Raw genomic sequence first — 19,458 nt, forward strand, 5'->3', positions numbered from 1 at the left:
CTTTTTATCTTTTATAAATTTCTATTCGCCTTTTCTTTTTTTAATTGATTCCACTTGTTAATATTTAGGATTAAAATAGGAAGCAGGGCGATAGGAATTACAGTGAGAGCAGTAAATCCATTTTTGAATATTAAAAACATATTACTTAAGAATAATATCGGGATTGAAACCATCAGCAAGGTGGTTACTGCTTTACTTTTCTTTTCATTGTTGATGAGTTCCTCGTTTGTGTATTCGGTTATAGGTTTATTTTTCATTTTATTTTTTTTTGATGACTTCAAGGTTATTAATTTTTCCGACAGGAGCTATTTTGATTTGTTGATCTCCTTTTGTTACATAAAAATAGTAAGTACTATTAATGTCGATCATATAGATGTCAGTCGGTTCACTGGATTCAGAAGTGATTGTATAATTGTATTTTAGGTTTTGGGCTTCTATTCTTTTTTTAATAATGCTGCCTTGTCCTATTCCCAATCCAACGAATAAGGCAAGAAGTTCAATGGCTACAAGTATAGAAAAGATCGGAATCATGGTTTTCTGCAACTCTTTTTTATCACTTTCAGGATTTATTTTATAGCTTCCTAGTAGCTTCTTGCTCCAGTTTTTATCTCTGTTCCTGATCAGGACTACCTGAAATAAAAAGAAAAAAAGGACGACAGAAATTATTATTATAATCAATATAGGACTTGATGTCATATCAGCAATCGGACTGATGAGGATATCTGTAATAGATGAGTATTTTAAAATATTTATTCCCAATTGATAAAAAAGAATACTTTCTTTTAAAAGTCCAAGAATAATAAGATATAAATACCCTAATGGTAATAATCCTTGAATTTTTTCTAAATATTTCATTCAACTAAGATATTATTTTTCTCTCAATTTTTTGATCACTTAAACAAAATACCATATGTTCAGCTATTCATAAGTTCTTATGAATAGTAATAAATTAAATTTTAGATTATAGTATCCAGAAAGATATATTAAGTAGAGGCTCAGGATTTAGCTTCAGTATTATGCAAGTTATAAATTACTCTTGATGAAATTCGCCAGCATTTTGGTATTATTTCCATAATGATGATTTCCAGCTATATGTTTCATCCTGTAATTGGCTCCCAGGGTTATTGTCCGGTAGGGAAAACGGGTAAATTCAAAATCACTTAAGACAACCATTACGGGAACTGTGCCCATTTTATTGATTTCAGGGATCACCTGGAGGCTGCCTTTAGGTTCAAATCCGAAGTACTCATCAAGATGGATCTTGAAATCATTACTTTTTGAAGGCCCCATAATAAAAACTTTTTGAATCTTCTCTTTTAAGCTGGTGGTAAAACGGTTGTATACAAAGGGAGTAACATCAGCACCAAATGAAAACCCTAATAAAACGACGTGTTGATTTTTTCGTCCCTGTAACTTCTCCTTAATACAATTCTCAATGTCTAAAGAGGTTTGTCCCGGAGTTTTTTTGTTCCAGAAATAAGATTTTGTATCTAAAGCAAATACATCATAACCCAGTGTATGAAGATTCGTCCCTAAGCTCTTTGTGAACGTATTAAAACCAGCATCCCCACTTATAAAAAAGATGATGGGCTTATTGGTATTGGAGTCCCATTCCGTGATCCTAAAATCATTATCTTTCTGACAGCCGAAAAAAAAGGCTAATGTCAATACAGATAAAATTCTTATCAGTTTTTGCAGCTTATTCTTCATTTTTTTGCGGTTTCATCACTTTACTTAATGTCGTCGGGATTTGAAGTAATTCAAAATCATTGTTGTACACCAGATACTTGTTTTCCCAGATATCAGCATACTTTTCTTTAAAGTTTCTCAGTGTTTGATAATGCTTAAAACTTCCTACTCTTTGATAGGCAAATTTCATAATATCTTCAGCCGTATTGTTGGTCTGTTCTATTCCTGCCATTGGGGTCATTCCCATATTGACAAACTTTAGATTTTTACTTTTAGCATATTCTATAAGTTTCACAATTAAAACATCTACACTGCCATTCGGCGCATTTTCAGTTTTTCTGATCATATCATAACTGCATTCATCAGGGGCACAATGTGGAATGATATTTAAAAATGCAACACACATACCATCGGCATCAAAAATGGTAATAAGATCTTGATTTTTTACAACTTCGCGATCAAACATCCCTTCAGCGAATACGATTTCTTTTTTATCAAACTCTCTTAACCATTTATCGGAAACCCTTTGAATATGATCTATCATATCCTCATTATGAGGAGCATAGCGTATTGTTGTGGTATAACCTGATTTTTCAACAGCATTAATTCCATTTCTAATCGTTTTTCTGTCTTTCCCACTCAGACTAAACTTTTCTGTATCTACAATTGCATCCTGACCAATAAATAATTTTTGTTTTTTTAAAGGATTAAAATAAACGATTCCATTTTCACCTACTCTGTAATAACAGGTCTTTAGGTTATTATTCTTACAGTATTGATCAAATTCATTAATCAGATCTGTCTTATTTTGCTCAGCACAAACAGGATCTTCTAATACGACAGCGAATCCGTTTGCTGTCCGGAAGGATACCATGCCATTGATTTCTTCTGAAAAGTAAAACTGTTTTTCCTTGGTCAGTTTAAAATAGTCCAATGAAGAAGCTCCAAACTCTTCTACAAGATGTTGGGCATTCATATGGCTCTCTTTGTCATCTTTTTCAATGCGGGAGTGGGTCCTGTAAAATGAAAAGATAAGTACCAACCAGGAAATAACCCCAAGAATATAGTTGAGGTTCTGAAAATCCCTTGCAAACCCTGTAAGCGGGGTAAGTCCGGAATCTTTGAATAATAAAAATGTATGTAATGTGTAATACAGAGCCTCTTCTTTTGTAAAATCTATACCGAAATGAGATTTGCTTATAAAGTAGAAGCTAAAATAATTGAAAATTAAAATGACGGTAAAGATCCCTAAAAACCAGCTAAATCCTTTTTGTAAAGAAACGATTTTAGTCGTGAAAATATATTCTTTTCTGGTATATAACAACAGGCCTAAAGTGAATGCTGAAAACAAGGCTTCTTCATAATCCAGAGCTTTTGATAAATTAAAAACAATAGAGAAGATGGTAAGGATCACAGCAAAATACCAAGCTCTTTTATAACCTCTAAAAAGATTGGCAGAAGTCGCCAAAAGCAATACTCCTGAAATAAGTGTGATCATCTTGGAAATATGGATCAATTCCCAGGGTAAATAGTTTTTCAGAATATGAAGACGATCTGTTAATGCTGGTGTAATTACAGAAAGGATATTAATAATACCTAATAAAAAGATCATGATTACAGGTAAAATACGAGCAAATAGTTTTCTTCCACCCCATAGGTAAGCTACTATTCCCAGAATCAAAGGGATCCAAAATTCAAAAAACCGATAAAGCAATGTAATTCCTAAACCATCGGCATGCTTATATCCGAAATTGGCAAGGATATAGGTGAGAGAAAATTCCACAGCCCCCAAACCACGAAGAAAAGGAGATACGATCATTAATAAAATTGAAACAACATACGATATTGCTGCCGCAGAAAATGAAGCAGGAACTCCAAATGCATACATAGCGATCAGAAGGTGGAAAACACCACAAAATTCAATAAAAATAGAAACCAGAATAGTAATCCAAAAGTACTTTTTATCGATTTCATTGCTAAATATTTCATCAACTGTGCTGATAAATTTTGGGAATTTCTTATCAAGGAATTGGTAGAAGGAATTTTTCTTCCGGAAAGAAAGGAAAATGAGATAACTTCCGATAAGTATTGCCACTAAAACTAAAATACCAACCCAGCTGTCATTAAAGTTTTTATTGATCAAAACTGCATAAGCGATTAATGGAATCCCAACCAGTACTACTGTCAGTAAGCCTACAAATCCATATATGGCACTGGCCTGATGGATTTTCGAAGACTTATAACCTTTCGTTCTGATGTTTCGGGGAAGATAAGCAAGTGAACTGACGCCACCGGCAGGAAGAAATACACTTAGGAAGTTTCGTTTTAAAAATAAACTTGTAGCATCTGATATACTTACATTTAATTTTGTAGCGCGAAAACTCGTTACATACATTAAACCTTGAAGAAGAACATAAATGAAGGCTAATAATACTCCAATTAAGATCCAACCTAATTTTGCATTTTGAAGCTCAGGACCAATAGTAGCCAGCTCATGTCTTTCACTTCGGAAAAATACAAATGCCAGTAATAAGATAGCAACTGCTAAAACTTCCTTCCAGCGAACCAACTTGAAGATTTTTGAAAAATTTATTTTTTTCATATTTGTGACTGCCATACTTTTCGGGTACTTTCTGTACTGAAATGCTTTAAATCAAAAATAGATAAAAAAATCTTTAACAGCTGATAGATATTTTACTTTATTTACGTTATCAAAGGTTAATTTTGATAACATTTCGGACAAATTCCGCTTACTACGAAATTGTAACTTTTTGCAACAAAATGCTTAGGTAGTGTTATTTCCGGAACTATATTTTCTATACAGGTAACCGACTGGCATTTTTCACAATTGAAATGGATATGATTATGGGAGTGATCATTCTCTGTACAATGATGACATTTGGCATAATTCACAACACCATCTACATTCACAATCTTATGTATTTTCCCTTCCTCTTCCAAACGGTCCAATACTCGATAAGTAGTAACACGATTGCATAGATCCCCAACTTTCTCCTGAATAGCAGTGTGGGATAATGCGCTTTCTGAGTTATTTATAATGTTTAATATCTCAGTTTTGGCCTGGGTATTTCTAACTTGCTTCATAATTTTATTGCAACAATGTTGCATTAATTAGATTTAATATTTACATTTGCAACAAAGTTACGATAAGTATTTTAAACTTAAATATCCATTTATGAAATCAAAAATTTTAGATGCAGTAGGAATTTCAGCAGCAGTTTTATGTTTGATCCATTGTATTATTTTTCCTTTATTAATGATTGTTCCTCTGGGGATCTCTCATAATCCTTATGTTGATCTTGCTTTTCTTTTCATTGGAGGAGTGGTTGTGTACAGAGTAACGAAAAAGGTTTCAAAACTCTGGTTGAAATCGTTGTTCTGGATCTCAATTCTATTAATCTCTATATCGGTATTGGTTGATCTCATTTATGAAATCCATATTCCATTGATCTATGTAGGAGCTGTAGGATTAATTACCGGTCATATTCTCAATTTTAAAAATCATAAACATTAATTCTATTATCATGACAAAGGAAAAACTTCCTGTAACTGTACTCAGTGGTTTTCTTGGTGCAGGGAAGACCACATTACTTAACCATATTCTGCATAATAAAGAAGGTTTAAAAGTAGCTGTAATCGTTAATGATATGAGCGAAATAAACATTGATGCACGTCTTGTGGAAAATCAAAATACACTGTCCAGAACAGAAGAAAAACTGGTGGAAATGAGTAATGGCTGTATTTGTTGCACACTTCGCGAAGACTTAATGATAGAAGTAGAAAGGTTAGCGCGTGAAAAAAGATTTGATTATCTGTTAATTGAAAGTACGGGGATCAGTGAGCCAGTTCCTGTGGCACAGACTTTTAGTTTTATAGATGAAGAAAGTGGAATTGACCTTTCATCCTTTAGCTATGTGGATACGATGGTAACGGTAGTAGACTGCTTTAATTTTTTTAAAGACTTTGGTTCCAACGAACGATTAATGGATCGTGATCTCACCGACATGGAAGGAGATTTCCGTACCATTGTAAACCTTCTGACCGATCAGATAGAATTTGCCAACGTTATTATCCTGAACAAAACGGATATGGTAAATACGGAAACTGTTAATTTTTTGAAAGCAACAATCCGGAAATTAAATCCTGTTGCAAAACTGATCACTTCTGAATTTGGAAAGGTACAACCCAAAGAAATTATGAATACGGGATTATTTGATTTTGATGAAGCTCAACAGTCGGCAGGATGGCAAAAAGAACTGCAAGCTGAACATCATACACCGGAAACTGAAGAATATGGAATTGGTTCATTTGTGTTCAGAAATAAAAAACCTTTTCATCCAATGAGGTTATGGAAATATCTCAATGTACAGTATCCAGAAGGTGCATTACGTGCTAAGGGGCTGTTCTGGCTCGCTTCCCGTCCTGATGATGCCCTTAATTTTTCCCAGGCAGGTGGATCTTTTAGATTGGAAAAAGCTGGAGTATGGTGGTCGAGTATGCCAATGAGTAATCGTGTACAATATCCTTCATTTATAGAAAATCAGGAATTCATAGAAAGCCGGTGGGATAGAAGTTGGGGTGACAGGATCAATGAACTGGTTTTTATTGGAAAGAATTTAGATCAGAAAAAAATGATGAATGATCTTGAAAATTGCCTGATCACGGTAGAGGAAAAGATAATATTCGATGAGTCAATAGTTTTTCAGGACCCTTTCCCCGAGAATATCTGATAGTTTCCATTTAAACTAAATTCATAATTATTTAATGCAACATTGTTTCATTATTGGTTTTTATTATTTATATTGCAAAGCGAAATTTTAATACAGATGGATAGACGTAAGTTTCTAAAAGGATCAGCATTACTTTCCGGGTTGTTAACAATTAATCCGGTAGATTTACTGGCAAATCAAACCCTGATAAATCCCAAATCCAATAAGAAGGCCAAAAACATCATTTTTATGGTAAGTGATGGGATGAGTTCCGGAACGTTGGCAATGGCTAATCTGTATTCTGAGAACATTCTTGGTAAAACTGGAAACTGGGTTAATCTGTATAAAGAGAATAAAGTATCGAGAGCATTAATGGATACTGCTTCGGCGAGTTCTATTGTTACAGATTCTGCAGCAGCCAGTTCATCATTTGGAGGTGGATTCCGGGTAAAAAATGGAGTTTTGAATGTAGGAGCGAATGGTGAGAGGTATGTTCCGATCTGGCAAAAATTTAAAAAGGCTGGTAAGAAAGCCGGATGTGTAACCACTGTAACAATCACACATGCTACTCCTGCTGGTTTTTGCGTGAATTCTGACAGTAGAAATGCCGAACCTGAAATAGCCGAAATGTACGCTGAAATAGGCTTTGATGTAATGATGGGTGGGGGAGATGAATTCTTCAATCCTTCAAAAAGAAAAGATAAGAAAGATGTATATGGTTTGTATCAGCAAAAAGGATATCAAATTTTAAGAGACCGTTCCGATTTGCAGAAGATTGAAAAAAGTAAACAGGTTTTAGGGGTTTTTAATACGGGAGCACTACCATATACGATAGATCGGGAAAATACAACTGCTTTACAAAACACACCAACACTTGCAGAAATGGCAAAAGCGGCTATCGATCAGATGAAGGATCATAAAGAAGGTTTTGTCCTTCAGATCGAAGGTGGGAAGGTGGATTGGTCAGCTCATGCTAATGATGTTGCTGCACTTATCCATGATCAGCTTGCTTTTGAAGATGCTGTAAAAGTGGCGATTGACTTTGCCGAAAAAGATAAAAATACATTGGTAATCATCACAACGGATCATGGAAATGCTAACCCAGGAACGATTTATGGAGCTGATGCCACTAAAAATTTCAATAGTATCGCCAATTATAAATTTACTAATGAATATATACTTAATGCTATTCATCCTGATTTCAACCTTCAGCAGACGAAAGACTGGATCTATGAAACCAATCAAGTAAGTCTGGCAGATGATGAAGCAAAAAGTCTTTTGGGTTTCTACACCAGCCTTGAAAAAGAAGGTGGGTTATATAATTATAAAAAGCTCCCATTTAAGCTCTATTCAGAAATTCAGAAAAAGCATAATTCTGTTGGCTGGATCAGTATGGATCATTCTGGCGATTATGTTGAACTTGCAATGTTCGGTCCGGGAAGTGAATTGCTAAAACCTTTTGTGAAAAACACAGACTTACATTATATAATGCTCGAAGCAGCAGAACTTTCAACTAATACTAATAGAAACTGATATTATTAGTATTTCAAATTTTTGAATAAATATTTTTTCATATTTATATCTTTTGGTGGAAAGAAGCCTTTACTTAATAGTAGAGGCTTCTTGTTTGTTTATAATTAATGGGCGAGTTTTTCGTATTTTATTCTTGCATCCTGGTCAGTAGGTTCCTTCTCTAAATAGCACTTTAAATAGGCGATAGCTTCTTTTTTTTGCCCGGAAATTCTATAGGCTTCACTTAAGTTATAATAGCCGTAGCTGGAATCGGGAAATTGGGAAATGTTAGTTATAAATAAATCTATAGCCAGTTGATTTTTCCTTTCAAATAGTGATTTGTAACCATATCTTTCTATCAGGTTTTCTTTTAACACATGCTTACCGGAATCATCTGATATCATTTTCTTGCCAGACTCATATCCGTGATCAGAAATCTGCCTGATCACTTTTCTGGTGTAAAAAAAGTTATCCAATGCAGGTGTTGTACCAGCCAATTGTTGTTTAATGAAATTACCTGCTTCCCAATAGTTTTCGACTTCTCCGTTGGTCAGTATTACCACGGTGTATCCCATATCTGTAAAGATCATCAGTTCATTGGCAATGCCATAATGTCCTCCAGTATGTCCTATAATGCGATGACCATTGATATCGCTTTCAATGATTCCATAGGCGTACCTGGCATCACGGTATTTTAAAGAACCTTTGGTGTAGATTTCGGTATTTTTTTTATTGAGTAAAACATTATTCTGTAACGCATCCGCAAATTTGAGTAGATCTTCAGCAGTTGAAAATCCACCTCCTGCTGGAGTTCCTTTGATAACATTTAAAAAGGTATTATTTTTCCATTGACCGGGCTTTTCCACTGACATCGTATATCCTGTTGCCATATTGAGGATGGCATCATCGAGTTCATAAGCGTCTGTATCATACATTTTTAATGGGACAAAGATCTTTTCTTTTACATAATCAGAATAATTTTTTCCGGTTAGTTTTTCTATAATGAGTCCCAATATCATATATCCCGTATTACTGTAAAGCATTTGTGTTCCGGGTTTAAAAACCGGTTTTTTATCAACAAATAAGGGGCGGTAATCGGAAGTATTTCTAAACTTTTCCTTCGCGAGTTTAGCGTGTTCATCCCAAAAACTTTCCAGCCCTGAAGTATGTGTCAATAACTGATGAATGGTCACTGAATCATGAACAGTCTTATTAGGATAATCTGTGAGGTACTTGCCTACATAATCCTGAACTGATATTTTACCTTCCTGTACCAATTGCATAACAGCCATTGCCGTGAACATTTTATTCATGGATGCCAGATTGAATTTTGTATTGATTTTGTTGGGAATATGATCTGCAATATTTGCCATCCCATAGGCTTGTTTAAAAATAGGTTTACCATTTTTAGCGATCAATACGACTCCGCTTAAATTATTTTCTTTCTCAAGTACAGCCAATTGTTTTTCTATATTTTTAACCGCATTACTGTTTTCTTGAGCAAGAGCAAAAGAGATATTAAAGAATATCAGGATCATTAAGATCTTTATTTTAAGGTACTTTTTGAACATGAAATGTGATTGTTTTTACAACGTGTAAAGTAAAATGTTCGCAAGGTTTAGAAATTGTAAATATGGAAACTTTATAAAAAAACCACTGCAACTAAGTTACAATGGTTTACAAGATTAAAAAAAATGTAGATTAATTTATTTCATGGTGGTCTTGATCTTTTCTTCCAGTGTTCTCCAGTCATAAATATGAAATACTTTACCATTGCTCATCGCTACAAATATCCCTTTTGGAAATTTTGGTCCCAGGTTCACATTTGTTACCTCTGAACCATCACTTTCACTGGTTGATACAGGGACTTCTGCAATTTTTCCTTTTGAAGGGTTTTCTCTCAGGTAAACGTTGAATGTGTCTTTCTGTTGATTCGAGACCAGTATGTATCCTGTTGTTGGAGAGGTGGCATAAATAGAAATTCCTTCTACATCGGATTTAAAATCTCCTTTTCCAAAAACCAAAAGCTCTTCATTGCCTTTTGAAGGGTCAGCATAATACTGATGGACACCAAATAACTCATCAGAATAATAAATGTATCCTAATTGATCATCTACAGCAATACTTTCTATTTCTTTCAGTCCACTGTATTTTCCAAATTTCCGTACAACTTCTCCGGTAATTTTCCCTTCTTTTTCTGTTAATTTATATTGCCAGAGATAACCGTCACTAGGCCCTGACTTTCTTCCAACAATAGCAAATATTTCATCTGTTGCAGGGTTCTTATAAATAGAAATTCCCATTGGAGACCGTTCTGTTTCACCATCAAAAACAGTGAATGAGCCCACTTCCTTGAGATCAGGAAGTGAATAAAGTTTTACACTATTGGTTTCTCTTTCCGTAACGGCAGCAAAATCTATTTTACTTCCATTTAAAGATAAACCATATTCAAGATCTACATTATTTGGACGCTTTAATCCCAGAATTTTATTGATGATCTTTCCATTCAGATCAAAAGCATATAATCCACCATTAGAATCTTTATCAGTTCCTATGATAATGCTTTTTGACGCATCCTGATGATTGATCCATATGGCAGGATCATCGGTATCATAACCTACCTGCTCTGTGATAGCAGTAGGCACTATTTCTTTTCCTAACTGATTTTGCCCAATGCAGTTGATCAGTAAAGGGAAAGTTAATATAGCTATACTCTTATTTATTTTTGTCATTTTTTCTTTAATCATTAAAAATCAAACTTTACACCCATTGTAAATCTGGGTCTGTAATACTCAACCTGAGTTGTTCTGCTTTGAATTCCCTGGTAGTATCTCAACGGCTGATTAGTTAAATTATTAGCTTCTGCAAAAACTCTCAGCTGGCTGGTAATTTTATAGGAAGCATTAGCATCAAGGAACAACTGCTTATCATAGTAACGGTCATCAAATGAGGTGCCACCCAATTCGTCGATATAAGAAGATGCATAGTTCATAGAAACTCTGGCTGAGAAACGTTTATTTTCCCATGAAAGAGATCCGTTGAACATATGGGGAGCAGCTCCCGGTAATCCTACATCTGTTCTCTCAACGCCTTCTTCATTAGTGATTCCTTTAGCTTTTGATTTGGTATAAGTATAATTAACATAAACACCCAGGCCTTTCCAAAATGCCCCCGGAATAAAATCCAATTGTCTTTGTAAGGCAACCTCAAAACCGTAAATATCTACATTATCACCATTCCTTTGCTGGGTAAATCTCCAATTGCCTTCTCCCTCAGAAATAGGATTGGTCTGACCCGCAAAATCTCCCGCAAAATCAGCAGCAGTATAATTTTTTCTTGAATACGTATAAATAAAATCTTTCAAGTTTTTGTAAAATACACCACCGGAAAGAATACCCACAGATTTGAAATACTTTTCGGCCATGAAGTCAAAGTTATAGGAGTAAGTAGCTTTCAGATTGGGATTTCCTGCTGAGATCAGTTCATCTGCTGAGATGACACTTAGAAAAGGAACCAATGCATAGTAATTAGGACGGGCTAAAGCTGTAGTAAAGGCAGCACGAAGAACAAGGTTTTGTTCAGGAACATACTTAAAGGAAACATTCGGTAGAATATTCGTATAGGTATTCGTATTATTGATTTTTCCTACAAGATCGTCTTCATCCATCACATAATTTCCTGTATAATCTATTGTTGTAGTCTCAATTCGAGCTCCTGCGATCATAGAGAATTTATCACTAAAATCCTGATCCCATCTGATATATCCTGCATAGATATGTTCTTTTGCACTGTAATTATTGGAAAGAAACTCTTCAGGTTTAAGTTCTCCTTTAAACAAATTAGGATTGAAGAGGTCAAGACCTCCCATATAGGCTGCACTGGCAAAAGTTCCCGGAACATAATTGCCCGCCTGAAAGTTGTGTCCATCGAAATAAGAAGTAGGAACTGTTAAAAGGCTTCCCATACTATTTACCGGTTCAAAAGCATAGTAATCATTGTTTCTTTCTTTTTCTTTCAGACGTAATCTCGCTCCTACACGCAATCTTCCTTTTTGATCCTCAATTACTGAAAAAGGAAAACGAAGGTTCACTTTTGCGCCAAATTCTTTTTCCTGAGTGAAACTATTTGCATCTGAAAGATCACTTAGTTTGTAGCCGCCCAGGTTATCTGCTGTTGTCGGTGTGATCATTGGCCTTTCAGGGTCACTCAGATCACTTAGAAAGTTTACGTTTTTACGTTCAAATTCTATATACCGTTCATGAGGTTTTTCTTCACTTGCCATTGCATAATTCATGGACCAGTCAAGATCGATCTTAGAGCCTAATACATGTTCACCTCTCAAAGCATAATTCTGAACTTTTTGTTTTTCAAGACGGGTATTATCATTCTCGGCATCTCCACCTTTGTCCTGTCTTGTAATACTTCCCGTCCAGCCTGTGATTTCTGTTTCATCCGTATTATAAACCGGTTTTATTTTATAACCTAAAGCATATCGGTTTTCCTTATCATTCCTGAAATTATACATTGCTGAAGCATAGATCTTATTTTTTGAATTGAATTCGTAATCCATATTCAAATCAAAGCTGTGTCTGATGCGATGTTCATTATAATAACGAACACCCATCTTACTTATATATGCTGTTTTTGCTACATCATCCGCAAGACTCCAGGTAGGCTCAATATTATCTGATCCAAAATTGTTATTGTTATAAGAAAAACTGAAAACAGCGCCCAGTTTTTTATTAAGAAAACGGTTTCCATAAACGAAACCTGCAGTATAATTTCCTTTTTCACGGATCGGATTATAACCACCTGCCAGCGTTGCAGAAAGCCTTTGTCCGTTTGGAGAAGCTCTTGTAATGAGATTGACAGATCCTCCAATAGCATCAGCATCCATATCCGGAGTCAGTGTTTTGTTGACTTCAATAGTTGCTATCATATCAGAAGGAATTAAATCCATCTGAACATTTCTGTTATCTCCTTCCGCAGATGGAATACGGTCACCATTTAAGGTTACCGAATTTAAATTAGGAGCCAATCCCCGGATAATCAGATTTCTGGCTTCACCCTGGTCATTTTGTATGGTTACTCCAGGAACACGTTTTAGTGCATCTCCAATGTTAGCGTCCGGAAAACGTCCGATCTGATCAGAAGAGATCACATTTGTAATATTGGCATTGTTCTTTTGTTTGTTTAAAGCTCTGGCCTGATTACGAAGGGTAGCTCCTGTTACTACAACTTCTTGGATTTCTGTTTCCTTTCTTGTGAAAACAATATTTTGCTTTGTATTTTTATCAGCTTCAACAAGAACATTGTATTCGTTGCTTCCATAGCCGATGTAATCTACTTTCATCGTATAGTTTCCTGCGGGAACATTCAGGAATATAAAGTTTCCATGTTCATCTGATGTAGTATAAATATTTCCTGGAGTCAGGGAGATCTTAGCTCCGGGTAATGTAATTTTTGAATCATCATTGATATTTCCGGAAACAGTTCCCGATTGTGCATAAAAATAGATCGATGCACACAATAAAACAGATGTAAAAATTTTCTTCACTTTAGTATATTAAATTTCAGCGTAAAAATAATGGTTGACACGATGGAAGGCATCAAATTAAGATTAAGGTTGTTTTAAAAAAATATGAACAAATTGTCAATTATGAGAGAAAATTTTAATGAATATATAAAGTATTTAAGTTGCTTTTTAATTTATATAAGCTCACGATTTGAAAGAAACTTTTGTTGAAACAACGTATAGCTGTAATCATAAGCATTTTATCTTTTTCTTTTAAATTATTTAAACGAAGGAAAATTTTATAATACCCAATTATTTCAATTAAATTTGTTTTTGTCTCTTTTTGAGATATTATGTCTTTCATAAATCTTTTAATACCATGAATCAGTTAAAAAATATCATTATACCTGCATTATTACTACTACCAGTTCTGCTATTTTCGCAGCGCATCAAACAAAGCATGAATACTTCATGGCAGTTTCACAAAGGAACAGGTGGAAGCGAAAGTGATAAAGACTATTGGAAAGATATTAATATTCCTCATACATGGAATGCCGAAGATGTAATGGATGATGAAGCTGGATATTATCGGGGAATTGGCTGGTACCAAAAAGAAATTTACATTCCCCAGGGCTGGAAAGAGAAAAGTATCTATCTGTATTTTGAAGGGGCGAGCCAGGTTGCAGAAGTATTCGTAAACGGGATAAGTGTGGGAACTCATTTAGGCGGTTATCTGGCTTTTAGTTTTAATATCACTAAAGCTTTACATGAAGGTAAAAATGAAATTAAAGTAAAACTTGATAACAGTCATAATTCCGATATTCCCCCACTAGGAGGTGATTTTAGCGTTTATGGAGGTATTTATCGTGATGTTTATCTTATTGCCGTCGATAAAAATCATTTTGATATGGATAATTATGCGACTAATGGTGTATTTATCAGTACTCCGAGTGTTAATGAAGAATCAGCTGTAATACAGATAAAGGGAAAGATAATCAGTGATAAAAAGATCAGAATTAAAACTTCAGTTTATGATAAGGAGGGAAGAAAAATAGCGTTTTCAGAAAGCAAACCTGATAAAAATGGAAACTTTACTACACAGATAAAAAATATCAAAAAACCCGATCTGTGGAGTCCGGAAGATCCTAATCTATATAAGGTTGTCAGCGAATTAGCAGATGAATCAAATAATGTAGTTTATGATGAAGTCGTTAATCCACTAGGTTTCAGATGGTACCATTTTAATGTGGAAAAGGGATTTTATCTCAATGGAAAACCCTATAAAATTATGGGAGCGAGCAGGCATCAGGATTTTAAAGGAATGGGTTCTGCTCTTACTGATGCTTTGCATATCAATGATGTGCAATGGCTTAAAGATATGGGCGGAAACTTTTTAAGAGTTTCACATTATCCACAGGATCCGGCTATTATGGAAGCTTGTGATCGTTTGGGAATATTAACAGCAGTAGAAACACCAGGTAATAATCAGATTACTGAAAGTGAAAATTATACCCGTAATATGCTGGACATGCAACGTGAAATGATTCGCCAGAATTATAACCATCCCAGTGTAATAATGTGGAGCTATATGAATGAGGCCCTTATCCAACCGCTGTATAAAGATAAAACGCCTGAAAGAGAAAAGTATTGGGGAAATCTTTATGAGCTCGCCCAGAAGATGGAGGCTTTATGCAGAGCTGAAGATGGTGAAAGATATACCATGATTGCATTTCATGGCGATTTTGATATATATAAAAGGATAGGTCTCATCGATATTCCAAAAATTGCAGGATGGAATTTATATCAGGGTTGGTATGGTGGAAAGTTTGAAGATTTTGAGACTTTTGTTTTAAAACATCATAAAGAATATCCCCTAAGACCTTTGATCATTTCAGAATTTGGCGCTGATTCAGATTATCGTCTTCATAATTTTAAACCTACAATTTTCGATAAAACCCAGGAATACGCGAATCTCTATCATGAAGCATATATTAGAACAATTAAAAAATATCCTTTCATTGCAGGGGCAATCGTTTGGAATCTTGCAGAATTTGGGAATGAAAGCCGTCAGGAAGCCGTTCCGCATATTAATAACAAGGGTTTGCTAACTACCGACCGCAAACCCAAAGACAGTTACTTTATTTATAAGGCTTTACTGGCAAAGGAACCTTTTGTAAAAATCGGAGGGTCGGACTGGTTATATCGTGCTCAGCAGGCAGATCAGGGAAGTGATACGTATGCAACACAGCCAGTCACAGTATATACCAATCAGAAAGAAGTAAAACTCTGGCTTAATGGACAGTTGATAGGTGCAGAAAGTATGAATGAAGGTAAAGCTGTTTTTACCTGTATTTTCAAAAATGGAAATAATACACTTAAAGCTATAACCAATGATGGCCAGGAAGATTTTGTTAATATTGATTTCCATGTTATAGCCAATCAGTTAAAAAGCAAAGAAAATTCTTTTTCTACTTTAAATGTAAGCATGGGAGATCAAAGAATGTTTGAAGATGATTTGACAAAAGAAGCCTGGGTACCGGAAAAAGAATATGAAGCAGGAAGTTGGGGATATATCGGTGGGAAAATATATAAAGAAGATGAAAAGGGTGAGCGTTACGGTTCAAGGAGAAATATATTTGGAACTTCATATGATGCGATGTACGAAACACAACGTATAGGTTTGAAGACCTTTAAGGCTGATGTTCCTGATGGATTTTATGAATTAACATTACACTTTGCTGAACTTCTTAGCGCGGAGCAACAGGAAAAACTGGTCTATAATCTGGAAAACAATGCCAATCAGAATACCAAAACCGGAATAGGACGCAGGTTTGATGTAGCAGTGAATGGACTTACCATCCTTGAAGATCTTTCTGATGATAATTACCTGAAACCAATAACAGCATATAATACTAAGATAACATTGTTGGTGAAAGAAGGACAGGGTATAACGATAAATTTTATTCCTAAACAGGGCGAGCCTATCCTAAATGGTCTGCAAATAAGAAAACTTTATTAGATAGAATAAATAAAAAGCCCGGATTGTGATCTGGGCTTTTTCATACCCCTCTTTACTATTGAGAGGTCAATTCTTTTTTGTATAAAAAAACGAAGTATATGTATAAAAAGTAAGCAGGACTTATTTTTGAGTATATATATTTGATCATACAAGATGGGCTGATAAAAAAGATTTTGTCCTATTTGTATAACTTCGAATTTTTATCGATACTTTTCAAATATGAATAAAATTTTCGTAGTACTGAGTTTGTTTTTAAGTTTAACCTGCGTTGGACAAAATCAAAAAAATATCATAACGGCTGATGATGCTGATTTGTGGAAGAATAATGATAAAATTATTCTGACGAAAAATTATTTTAAAGACTGTGGTATTGATGGATCTATTGTAATTTTTGATAACCAGAAAAAGAAGTGGTTTGCTTCTGATACAATGAGTGTCCGTAAAGAAACATTGCCGGCTTCCACATTTAAAATCATCAATTTGTTGATTGCTCTGGAAACCAAAACGATTAAAGATGAGAACCAAGTAGTGAAATGGATTGGAAAAACCGATACACTAAAGTATGGTTACAGGCCGGATATCTATCATGATATGAGTGTAAAAGAAGCTTTTGAAGTATCAGCAGGTTGGGTATTTGTAGAATTGGCAAAGAAAATAGGTAAGGAGAAATATAAAAAATACCTGGCACTCAGCCATTATGGGAATGGAGATCTGTCACAAAAGGATGCTGATTTCTGGAATTTTGGAGCATTCGAAATTTCAACCGTTAATCAGGTAGAGTTTTTAAAGAAGCTCTATGATGAACAGCTTCCTTTCTCAGAAAGGAATATACAGATTGTAAAAAAAGTAATGATCACAGAAAAAAAAGACAACTACATCATTCGTTCAAAAACAGGATGGACCAGAGATAAAGGAATAAATACCGGTTGGTGGGTAGGCTTCGTAGAAAATCCAAAGGGAGTTTATTTTTTTGCAACTCGTCTTTTGCAGGATAGAAAATTTAATAACCCTGATTTTGGAAAATGCCGTAAAGAAATTACTAAAAATGTTCTTCGGGATCTGGAGGTCATTAATTAAAAAAATGAAATTTATATAAAACAAATAATTATGAAATATCAACTTGCATTGATGCTTTTTACATTTTTGTATTTGTTTGGCTTCGGCCAGGAGCAGCAGCTTTCTGTCGATAAGACAAAATATGAAATAAAACAGAAAACAAATGAGTATTTTTCAGCATTAACAAGCTTAAAACAGTTTAATGGAAATGTGATCATTGCAAAGGATGGAGACATTATTCTTAAAAAAACCTACAACTTATCCGGTGGACCAAAAGGTTTAAAGGTGAAGAAGAATAGTAGATTTATTATAGCATCTGTATCTAAAGTATTTGTAAAATATGGAATACTGAAGCTTGTTGAAGAAAAGAAAGTATCTTTAGATGATCCACTGTCTAAGTTTATTCCCGATTTCCCCGAAGGAAATAAAATCACCATAAATCATTTAATACACCATCAGTCAGGACTGCCTAGAGAAATTAAGGATTATGAAAAATTTGATAAACTAACCGGTGAACAAATCATTGAACTGGCGAAAAAAGAAAAACTTTTATTTGAACCGGGAACTAAAACACTATATTCAAATATTGGTTTTTTAATCCTCCATTATATTATTGGTAAAACGGCACCTAACGGATATCTGGCATTTATAAAAAAGGAAATATTTGATCCTATTGGTCTAAAGAGTACAAATGAATACAATAGTAAAAAGCTTTCCAAAAAATTTGTACGGGGATTTGATAATGAAGATGGTAAAATAGTAATGGCTTCAGCAAAAGATCTTGATCGGTTTGAAACAGGTAATTACGTTTCAACAATTAATGATCTGTACCTTTTTTCTAAAAAAGGTTTTAACGGGAAACATCTTCAGAAGGCTCTTATTAAAGAACTATTTGATGAAAATGAAGTATTGGCTCAAGCAGGAGGCCGGCCAGGATATAGAGCTTATTTTTATAAAAATAGGAAAACGGGCTTCGACTTTCTTTTTGTCAGTAACTACACCGGAATTCCAATTCAGCAGGTTACAGAAGATATTGTGAAGATATTTGATGGAAAGCCATATCAGGTTCCCACTGCAATAAAAAGAGTAAAGATCAACCTTTCAGAAGCAATAATGAAAAGATATGAGGGTAAATATATCTTAGAGGTCGACCAAACTCAATATCTGATCATTAATGTAAAAGACGGAAAATTATACATTACAGATAAAAATGGTGGGGTGACTGAAGGGGTTCCTGATTCTGAAACCACTTTCTTCTTTGATCCGGCTTCAAATGATGGACTGATATTTACTTTGAATAAAGATACAGGAGTTTACGAGCTCGAGATGATATCAGATGGACTTCACCTGAAAACTAAAAAGGTAAATTAATAGAAATTCAAGGAAAAGAAAAATCCACAGCATTGAAGTTGTGGATTTTTTTTTGGACTAAATAATAGTGGTCGTTACATTAATATTCCCATAGATTGCCTTGGAATAAGGACAGGTCTGATGCGCAAGATCTGTTAATTGCTCTGCAATATTTCTATCTAAACCTGGTAGACTAACAGTGAGGCGAGCCTGTAAAAGAAAATCTCCACCATTCATTCCCAGATCAACCTCCGCATCAACGTGAGTATCAGAAGGAATGGCTGTGCCTAATTTTTTAGCAGCTAATCCTAGTGCCCCAATGTAGCATGCTGACCAGCCTGCGGCAAAAAGCTGTTCTGGATTGGTTCCTGGAATGCTTGATCCCGGAGGAGATAGTAGGAGATCTAAATTTCCGTCATCACTTTTGGAATTTCCCTGTCTCCCTCCTGTAGTGTGTGTTTTTGCAGTGTATAATACTTTTTCTATTCCTGCCGTTTTTTGATCGTTGTTCATTACTGTAAATTTTAGTTAATAATACATTTAAAATGCTTTGCAAAGGAAGCCTTAATCCTAAATGAAAACCAGAT

General features: G+C 34.7%; 14 protein-coding genes and 1 pseudogene. 6 read left to right on the forward strand and 9 right to left on the reverse strand.

Going from position 1 to position 19,458, the window contains the following annotated elements:
* Window positions 1-11 precede the first annotated feature (11 nt).
* The 5 genes from NG806_RS03300 to NG806_RS03320 form a co-directional block, all read right to left on the reverse strand.
* Window positions 12-257 carry a redox-active disulfide protein 2 gene (locus NG806_RS03300; protein WP_214825709.1) on the reverse strand — a complete coding sequence of 82 codons (246 nt, stop codon included), beginning with the start codon at window positions 255-257 and terminating at the stop codon, window positions 12-14.
* Between the two features lies 1 nt (window position 258).
* Window positions 259-855, reverse strand: a complete 597-nt coding sequence (locus tag NG806_RS03305; RefSeq protein WP_214825707.1) for a hypothetical protein — start codon at window positions 853-855, stop codon at window positions 259-261.
* Between the two features lie 168 nt (window positions 856-1,023).
* A complete protein-coding gene (locus tag NG806_RS03310) occupies window positions 1,024-1,710 on the reverse strand; it encodes a virulence factor (RefSeq protein WP_261511968.1) in 687 nt (228 codons plus the stop codon).
* Window positions 1,700-4,291 (reverse strand): phosphatidylglycerol lysyltransferase domain-containing protein, encoded by a 2,592-nt coding sequence (locus NG806_RS03315; protein ID WP_261511972.1) that lies wholly within the window; start codon window positions 4,289-4,291, stop codon window positions 1,700-1,702. Before NG806_RS03315 ends, NG806_RS03310 begins: the two co-directional genes overlap by 11 nt.
* Window positions 4,292-4,407: 116 nt before the next feature.
* Window positions 4,408-4,794 (reverse strand): Fur family transcriptional regulator, encoded by a 387-nt coding sequence (locus tag NG806_RS03320; RefSeq protein WP_214825701.1) that lies wholly within the window; start codon window positions 4,792-4,794, stop codon window positions 4,408-4,410.
* 91 nt (window positions 4,795-4,885) lie between these two features.
* Here NG806_RS03320 and NG806_RS03325 point away from each other — a divergent pair, with 91 nt between their 5' ends.
* The 3 genes from NG806_RS03325 (at window position 4,886) to NG806_RS03335 (ending at window position 7,952) form a co-directional block, all read left to right on the forward strand.
* Complete coding sequence (locus NG806_RS03325) at window positions 4,886-5,224, forward strand: MerC domain-containing protein (protein WP_214825699.1); 339 nt, start codon at window positions 4,886-4,888, stop codon at window positions 5,222-5,224.
* Between the two features lie 10 nt (window positions 5,225-5,234).
* Window positions 5,235-6,440: a GTP-binding protein gene (locus NG806_RS03330; RefSeq protein ID WP_261511974.1), complete on the forward strand. Its 1,206-nt coding sequence runs from the start codon at window positions 5,235-5,237 to the stop codon at window positions 6,438-6,440.
* A 96-nt stretch (window positions 6,441-6,536) separates the two neighbouring features.
* Window positions 6,537-7,952 carry an alkaline phosphatase gene (locus NG806_RS03335; RefSeq protein WP_261511975.1) on the forward strand — a complete coding sequence of 472 codons (1,416 nt, stop codon included), beginning with the start codon at window positions 6,537-6,539 and terminating at the stop codon, window positions 7,950-7,952.
* Between the two features lie 104 nt (window positions 7,953-8,056).
* Here NG806_RS03335 and NG806_RS03340 read toward each other — a convergent pair whose 3' ends face one another.
* The 3 genes from NG806_RS03340 to NG806_RS03350 all read right to left on the reverse strand — a co-directional run bounded on the left by NG806_RS03340 (window position 8,057) and on the right by NG806_RS03350 (window position 13,488).
* A complete protein-coding gene (locus tag NG806_RS03340; protein WP_261511976.1) occupies window positions 8,057-9,502 on the reverse strand; it encodes a serine hydrolase domain-containing protein in 1,446 nt (481 codons plus the stop codon).
* A 135-nt stretch (window positions 9,503-9,637) separates the two neighbouring features.
* Window positions 9,638-10,663 carry a phytase gene (locus tag NG806_RS03345; RefSeq protein WP_261511977.1) on the reverse strand — a complete coding sequence of 342 codons (1,026 nt, stop codon included), beginning with the start codon at window positions 10,661-10,663 and terminating at the stop codon, window positions 9,638-9,640.
* Between the two features lie 14 nt (window positions 10,664-10,677).
* The gene (locus tag NG806_RS03350) at window positions 10,678-13,488 is read right to left on the reverse strand and encodes a TonB-dependent receptor (protein ID WP_261511978.1); all 2,811 of its coding nucleotides are present in this window, start codon (window positions 13,486-13,488) and stop codon (window positions 10,678-10,680) included.
* Window positions 13,489-13,825: 337 nt separating this feature from the next.
* Between NG806_RS03350 and NG806_RS03355 the strand changes: the two genes are divergently transcribed.
* The 3 genes and pseudogenes from NG806_RS03355 (at window position 13,826) to NG806_RS03365 (ending at window position 18,892) form a co-directional block, all read left to right on the forward strand.
* The gene (locus NG806_RS03355; RefSeq protein ID WP_214825686.1) at window positions 13,826-16,465 is read left to right on the forward strand and encodes a glycoside hydrolase family 2 TIM barrel-domain containing protein; all 2,640 of its coding nucleotides are present in this window, start codon (window positions 13,826-13,828) and stop codon (window positions 16,463-16,465) included.
* A gap of 345 nt (window positions 16,466-16,810) precedes the next feature.
* Window positions 16,811-17,542: pseudogene (locus NG806_RS03360) on the forward strand (penicillin-binding transpeptidase domain-containing protein); the annotation flags it as partial.
* A 30-nt stretch (window positions 17,543-17,572) separates the two neighbouring features.
* Entirely contained in the window at window positions 17,573-18,892 is a 1,320-nt protein-coding gene (locus NG806_RS03365) for a serine hydrolase domain-containing protein (RefSeq protein ID WP_261511980.1), read from the forward strand.
* Window positions 18,893-18,949: 57 nt separating this feature from the next.
* Here NG806_RS03365 and NG806_RS03370 read toward each other — a convergent pair whose 3' ends face one another.
* On the reverse strand, window positions 18,950-19,384 hold the full coding sequence (locus NG806_RS03370; protein ID WP_214825681.1) for an organic hydroperoxide resistance protein: 435 nt from the start codon (window positions 19,382-19,384) through the stop codon (window positions 18,950-18,952).
* Window positions 19,385-19,458: the final 74 nt, after the last annotated feature.

It is taken from the genome of Chryseobacterium paludis (genome assembly GCF_025403485.1).
Lineage (GTDB): Bacteria > Bacteroidota > Bacteroidia > Flavobacteriales > Weeksellaceae > Chryseobacterium > Chryseobacterium paludis.